The sequence below is a fragment of the Micromonospora sp. NPDC005197 genome, from assembly GCF_040608295.1.
Lineage (GTDB): Bacteria > Actinomycetota > Actinomycetes > Mycobacteriales > Micromonosporaceae > Micromonospora.
Window position 1 is genome coordinate 1 of the sequence record NZ_JBEXHY010000216.1, and the last position, 5342, is coordinate 5342.

Sequence of the window (5342 nt, forward strand, 5' to 3'; positions counted from 1 at the left end):
GGGAGATCCGACGGGCGCCAGCCTGAAGTGCGCTCCGGGCATTGCCCGGTTGGTGGTACGGCGATCAGTGCGCGGCCCCGCTGAAGCGCTGGCGGCGACGCCAGGCCAGGGTCAGCAGCAGCATGATCGCGCCGGCGCCGACGAGGCCGCCGCCGAGCTTCATGGGCGTACCGATGCTGTCACCGGTGACGGGCAGCGGCTGCTTCTTGTGCAGCACCCGCAGCTCCGTGCTGGCGGTCCGGCCGGACTCGCGGCCCGTGGCGGTGAAGGTCAGCAGACCGGTCACCGACGGCTTGTAGCTCTTGGTGAAGCCGCCCTGGGCGTTGGTGAACGCCGTGAACTGCAGCGGCGCGCTCGCCTGGTACGCCACCGGCGCCATGGCCACGGTGGTGCCGTCGCTGCGGCGGGCCGGCGCCTTGCCTGCGGCCGGGGCCGCAATCGGGGTGACGGTCACCGTGATGTCGACGGTCTCGTTGGGGCCGAAGTTGGTGCCGGTCAGGATGACCGTCTCGCCGAGGAAGATCGTCGGCCGGTTGACGGTCAGGGACGCGGCGGTCGGCGGGTACGGCGGCGGCTGAGTCGGATCGGTGGTCGCGCTGGGCGTCGGCTGCGGCTGTGCCGCCCCCGCTGCCGTCGGCACGGCCACCACGGCCAGGCCGACCGTGAGCGCCATGATGATGCGGGATAGCCGCATGATTGGTTCCCTCCTACTGGTCACAGCTTGGTGCGGAATGAACTTGGGTGGTCCACGGGCTGGCGGTGGGGGTCAGCCATAGCTCGGCCTGCCCGACGTCGGTCTTGGCCGTCAGGACGGTGACCTCCAGCGCCCTCTCGACGCCGGGGCCGATGTCGACGTTGGCCGTCGCCACCTGGCGGCGGCGTTCGGTGCCGCTGCCCAATGCCGTCTCAGCCCCGTCGAGCCGGGCGTCGAGCACGGAGCCGCCAGCCGGGCTGTAGATCGACACCAGCGTGCGGACGGTGTACGGATCGCCAGCCAGACCGAGGCCAAGGATCGATTTGCTGAGCCCTGACTTCGGCGCCGTCGAGCGCAGGGTCACCCGCAGCCGGAGCTCGCGGCGGCCGTCGGGCCGGCATTCGCCGACCGTGAGGCTCGCCGTCGGCCGCAGGTAGTAGCCGAGCTTCGCGCCGCTGCCATCGTTGAGGAACACGCCGACAGTCGGCACGGTGTCCTGTTCCGGGAGCGTCCCGGCCATCCGGCTGTCGCCGAATGCCCGCTGTTCTTCCGGATGAGCACTCCAGAACAATATCCGGCGTTCCGTGATAGCACGGTCGAATGCGGACAACAACACCCGTGGGTTGACATTCTTCTTGAAGAAGGCGTCAAACACCGCGGCGGCCGACGACGCGAAGTAGGTGTCCTGCTCCGTGGTGCCCAGCCGCTGGTAGGTCTCGTTGAGCAGGGTCTGCACGACCTTCTCGCTGGCCAGCGGCACTCCACCGGGCACCAGCACCGGGCCGGTCGCCTTCAGCAGGTAGGACAGCACCACCGGGTCGACGGCGAGAACGCCATCGACGGTGGTCCCGGTCTTGCGCCGGAACATCTCCCGGTACAGGGCGGCGGCGGTCGGGAAGTGCGGGGTGAGGTTCACGTCGGCGGGGTAGATGCCCGGCAGGTCGGTCCAGACCGCTCGGGTCTCGGCGGGCAGCTTCAACGCGGGAGTGAACCGGCCGAGGGACGCGCTACTGCCCTGCGGGCCCATCCGAACCCGCCCGTTCTCGGCCTCGATCATCGCGTACGCGCCGAACATGCCGCCGGTGGCACGCAGCTCGGACAGGTTCTGCGAGACGAGCAGGTAACGCCGCGAGCCATTCGCACCGAGCAGCGGCGGCAGCAGCCGTGCGCCCTGGTCGGCCGCAGCGGTGAGACTGGCCAGCCGGTCGATCTCGCCACGTAGATCGGTCAGCGCCTGGCGCACCTGGTTGACCAGCCGGTCGACGGGCACCTCGCTCAGGTCACGGCGGGTGGCCTGCACCGCGTCGTTCGCCCGGGTCAGCTCTGCGGAGACCGAGCTGAGCCGGGCCAGGTCCAACCGACCCTCGGCCGGCACCAGGCTGGTCAGGTCCGTCCGCAGCAGGGTCGGGAACGCCCGCCGGGCCAGGTCGTCGATGGCGATGGCGATCAGCCGGACCGCGTCGAGGTCGTCGCCGGCGATCGGGGTACGCCGACCGACCTTCCAGCTCGGGTCGGACGTGGCGGCTCGGGCCGCGCGGGACTGCTCCTGCAGAGCGGAGAGAGTCCGCAGAGCACGGTCGGTGTCCCCGCCGACCACCTGCGTGCTCAGCTCCCGGGCCAGGCCGGCGGCGTTGAGCAGGTGCGCGCGCGCCTGCCAGCCCCGCAAGCCGATCCATCCGCCACTGGCGAGCAGCAGTGATCCGACCACCAGGGCACCGAGCAGGGCCCGTCGCAGCCGTGCGCGCCGGCGACGCCGGGATCGGCTTCGCCGTCGACGCGGCCGTTCGCTCTCCGTCACACCACACTCCCGTTTGCCGGAATCGGACAGTCCGTTCGATTCCCTGACGTTCTTAGCACGTTGCAAGGGATCTCGTACGGTTATGGGCCTTCTCGTCCTTTACGCGAGGTTTCCTCGCGGCTCTCCTGCACCCTGCGGGACCCGGCCGGCGGCCTCGTGCAGCAACCGCTCGATGCGGTCCACCCCGGCCGGCAACGACATCTCCCGCAGGTACGTCTGTCGGCCCCGGCGGCCCATCTCGGTGCGCGCCGGCGGCGGGATGGTGGCGGCCAACCAGAACCGGTCGGCCAGCGCGGCCCAGTCCTCGGGAGGGCACGACAACCCGGCTCGGGCGCGCTCGACCAGCTCGGCGGTGTCCCCGCCGGCCGACGCCACCACCGGCGCGGCGCAGGAGAGCGCGGCCTGCAGCTTGCCGGGCACCATGCCCCGAAGTTCCGGCAGGTCGCGCAGCATGATCAGCTGGTAGTCGGCGGCGGCGTACAGCTCGGGCATGTCGACCGGCGACCGCCGCTGAAGGAAGCGGACGTTCTCCGCCTTCAGTTCGGCGGCGAGCCCCCGCACCCGCTGCTCATCCGCGCCCGACCCGACCAGGACCAGATCCATGGTGCGGTCCAACGCCGCGGCGGCCCGTACCGCCGTCTCCAGCCCCTGGCGGGCGCCGATGGTCCCGGCGTGCATGACCACGCACCGGCGATCCCGGCGGACCATCTGCCGAGCCGCCGCGCCGGGTGTCGCCGGGTAGAAGATGCGCTCGTCGGTCCAGTTCAGCACCAGCTGGACCCGGGCCGGGTCGGCCCCGGCGGCGACCACCAGGTCCCGCATCGACGGTGCGGCCACCGCGACCCGCGCGGCCGTCCGGTAGATGCGGGTCATCGCGGCGCCCATCCGTGCCGACCAGCGGCCGTCGCCGTCCGCGTCCGCGCCGTCGCGTGCCCAGACATCCTGTACGTGCAACACGGCCGGCACCTTCGGAAGCAGCCGGAACAGAGCGGCGGTGGCGAACGTGGTGGCCGGCAGCTGGAAGACGTAGAGCGCGTCCACGTCGCCGAGGAACCGACGCGCCGCCAGCGACGCGCTGCCCGCGAACGACAGGTAGCTGACCATCCGCCCGTACGTGGAGGTGGCCCCGCCGGAGTAGCGCGGCACCCGCCGGACCGCCAGCCGTTGACTGTGCGTCTCGTGGTGCCAGCGCTGCCGCCACCCTGGATAGACGTGGCCGCCGGGGTAGTCCGGGAAGCCGGTGAGCACGCGGACCTCGTGCCCGCGCGCGGCCAGCTCCTCCGCGAGGCTGCCGGGGATGAAGGCGGGCTCGGGTGGAAAGTGGTACGACAGGATGCCGATCTTCACCGGGGCACCGCCGAGGACCACTGATCGGCCTCGGCCGGCGCGGCAGCACGTCCGGCGGGTGGTCGGCCCGCGTACGATGCCGACAACCCCTCCCCGCGCGGCCAGCGGCGTCGACGCACCACCCTCGGGGTGTGGCGACCCGTGTCCGCACCCACGAGAGGGCTCCCGATGGCCGACCGCGTGTTGTTCGTCTGCCACGCCAACCTGTGCCGCTCGCCGATGGCCGAATACCTGGCCCGCCGGTTGCTGGCCGACCGGCCCGTGCTGGTGTCCAGCGCCGGCACCGACGCGATGGACGGGATGGCGATGCACCCGTACGCGGCCCAGGTCGCGGCCGAGGGCGGCGGCGACCCGGCGGCCTTCGCCAGCCGGACGCTGCGTCCCGAACACCTCGCCGACGCGACGCTCGTGCTGACCGCGACACGGCGGCAGCGTTCGATCTGCACCGCGCTGGCGCCCGGCGCGCTGCACCGGACGTTCACCCTGCGCCAGTTCGGCCGACTGGCGGCGGCGGCCGAGCCGCCCGCCGAGTCGCGCGACGACCCGCTGCGGGCCGCCATCGCCGCCGCCGCCCACGCCAGGGGACGGTTGCAACCCGCCGCTCCGGACGCGGACGACCTGCGGGACCCGATCGGCGGGACCGCCGCCGACTTCCGTCGCTGCGCTGAGGAGATCGAACGCTCGCTACGACCCCTCGCCGCGCTCATCGGGGCAACCGGGTGAGTTCCTGGGTGCGGTCGCTGACGCCGTTGACGCCGGCGCCCTCGCTGTGCCGGGCCGCGGTGGCCCGGTCGGTCGGCACCGACGGCGTGGCCGACGAGGTGGCCACCCGGTAAGCCTCGTACTGGTACGCCTCGGCCTTGGCCACCTTGGCCATGTTCAGCACGCAGCCGAGCAACCGCACCGAGACCGAGTGCAGCGAGCGGGCCGCCGCGGCCACCTGGGTTCGCGACGTACGGCCCTGCTGACTCACCAGCAGCGCGCCGTCGGCCTGGACGGCCACCACGACACCGTCGGTCACCGCGAGCAGCGGCGCGGTGTCGATGATCACGATGTCCGTGGACTCGCGCAGCGCGAGCAGCAGGTCCGCCATCGCCTTGGAGCCGAGCAGTTCGCTCGGGTTCGGCGGCGCGGAGCCGCTGGGCAGCACCAGCAGGGACTTGTCGCCCCAGCGCTGCACCACGTCACCGACCTGGACGTCGCCGACCAGCACGTCGGTGAGACCGACGCCCGCGTCCAGGCCCAGGTACTCGTCGACCTTCGGGCGGCGCAGGTCCGCGTCGACCAGCAGCACCCGCCAGCCCGCCTCGGCCAGGGCGATGGCCAGGTTGCAGGAGAGCGTCGTCTTACCCTCGCCCTGCAGGGCGCTGGTCACGGCGATGACCCGGGCCGGCTCGTGCACGTCCACGAAGCGCAGGTTGGTCCGCAGCTTGCGGACCGCCTCCGCGCGCGCCGCCGTCACCGACACCGACCAGGCGCGGGCGATGCGGGTGACCGAAACCC

At 72.5% G+C, this 5342-nt stretch carries 5 protein-coding genes; 1 reads left to right on the top strand and 4 read right to left on the bottom strand.

Annotated elements, in window-relative coordinates:
* Positions 1-64: 64 nt before the first annotated feature.
* From ABZU46_RS30845 to ABZU46_RS30855, 3 genes are all read right to left on the bottom strand, one after another.
* Positions 65-694 carry a hypothetical protein gene (locus ABZU46_RS30845; RefSeq protein ID WP_354863222.1) on the bottom strand — a complete coding sequence of 210 codons (630 nt, stop codon included), beginning with the start codon at positions 692-694 and terminating at the stop codon, positions 65-67.
* A 13-nt stretch (positions 695-707) separates the two neighbouring features.
* Positions 708-2402 (bottom strand): DUF4012 domain-containing protein, encoded by a 1695-nt coding sequence (locus ABZU46_RS30850; RefSeq protein WP_354863223.1) that lies wholly within the window; start codon positions 2400-2402, stop codon positions 708-710.
* Between the two features lie 189 nt (positions 2403-2591).
* The gene (locus tag ABZU46_RS30855; RefSeq protein ID WP_354863224.1) at positions 2592-3839 is read right to left on the bottom strand and encodes a glycosyltransferase family 4 protein; all 1248 of its coding nucleotides are present in this window, start codon (positions 3837-3839) and stop codon (positions 2592-2594) included.
* A 168-nt stretch (positions 3840-4007) separates the two neighbouring features.
* Between ABZU46_RS30855 and ABZU46_RS30860 the strand changes: the two genes are divergently transcribed.
* On the top strand, positions 4008-4562 hold the full coding sequence (locus ABZU46_RS30860) for a low molecular weight phosphatase family protein (protein ID WP_354863225.1): 555 nt from the start codon (positions 4008-4010) through the stop codon (positions 4560-4562).
* On the opposite strand, the gene ABZU46_RS30865 is transcribed toward ABZU46_RS30860, so the two are convergent.
* Positions 4543-5342 (bottom strand): CpsD/CapB family tyrosine-protein kinase (locus ABZU46_RS30865; RefSeq protein WP_354863226.1); only part of this gene is annotated, 800 nt, incomplete at its 5' end. The two genes, ABZU46_RS30860 and ABZU46_RS30865, sit on opposite strands and share 20 nt — an antisense overlap.

Excerpts from the sequence above, each read along its gene's own strand:
- ABZU46_RS30845 (WP_354863222.1), bottom strand. The coding sequence starts at position 694 with ATGCGGCTATCCCGCATCATCATGGCGCTCACGGTCGGCCTGGCCGTG.
- ABZU46_RS30860 (WP_354863225.1), top strand. The coding sequence starts at position 4,008 with ATGGCCGACCGCGTGTTGTTCGTCTGCCACGCCAACCTGTGCCGCTCG.